The 253-nt window shown below is 78.7% G+C and carries 1 pseudogene; it reads right to left on the reverse strand.

Annotation, left to right across the window (positions count from 1 at the left end):
- Positions 1 to 111: 111 nt before the first annotated feature.
- A pseudogene (locus tag MFF64_RS38850) lies at positions 112 to 253 on the reverse strand (cytochrome P450); the annotation flags it as partial.

Here is a 253-nt window from a genome sequence, read left to right on the forward strand (position 1 = left end):
CGCCACCCGCCGGGGCGGCCCGCCGCGGCGGCGGGCGCCGCGGAGGGGCGCCCGCAGCGTGCGGGCGGCGTCCTGCCGGGCCAGGGCGGCCGGGGACCGCGGGGGTGGGGCGGGCGCCCGGTCCGGGTCGGCGCGCTGGCGCGCGAAGTCGGGGGGGTGACGGAGCAGGCGCAGCATGACGTTGGGAATGAGGTTTACAGTGGACTCGTGGTGTGCGATCAACAGCAGGTTCGCGGTGGGGATGAGGTGGCGA

Source organism: Methylobacterium frigidaeris, from assembly GCF_022179185.1.
Lineage (GTDB): Bacteria > Pseudomonadota > Alphaproteobacteria > Rhizobiales > Beijerinckiaceae > Methylobacterium > Methylobacterium frigidaeris.